This is a genomic window from Paenibacillus sinensis (assembly GCF_019904155.1).
Lineage (GTDB): Bacteria > Bacillota > Bacilli > Paenibacillales > Paenibacillaceae > Paenibacillus_AQ > Paenibacillus_AQ sinensis.
This window is the reverse complement of the sequence record NZ_JAHCMB010000059.1, coordinates 1-418: the sequence shown is the minus strand read 5'-3', so window position 1 is coordinate 418 and position 418 is coordinate 1. Positions and strand designations below refer to the sequence as shown.

1 protein-coding gene is annotated in these 418 nt (G+C 38.0%); it reads left to right on the top strand.

Annotated elements, in window-relative coordinates; translation table 11 throughout:
- Positions 1–91: 91 nt before the first annotated feature.
- The coding region (locus KIH86_RS07725; RefSeq protein WP_223110369.1) for a winged helix-turn-helix transcriptional regulator at positions 92–418 on the top strand (327 nt) is incomplete at its 3' end.

The window sequence follows — 418 nt, the reverse complement described above, 5'->3', positions numbered from 1 at the left end:
CGCAATTAGTATTATAGAAGTATCTTTAGAGGGTTTCTACGCTCTTGGAGTAGCGTTAGTATGCAATTGGATACCGGAAAGGATATCTATTATGAACTACTACACAAACGAGGTATTGGAAGAATGTGGATTCACAAACGCTCAAAAGATATTGTCGGGAAAATGGTCCATGCTGATCATTCTGTTTTTAAGTGAAAAAACGATGCGATTTAATGAAATTCAACGGTTGTTTCCAGACATTACTCATGCAACCTTAACCAAGCAGCTTCGCATTTTAGAGGATTATGGCGTTGTTGTTCGTAACGTATATTCTCAAATACCACCTAAAGTCGAATATTCGTTGAGCGATATCGGAAAAAAACTAAAGCCGATACTAGATTCAGTTATGGTTTGGGGGGAGGAATACAAGCAGTTCTTG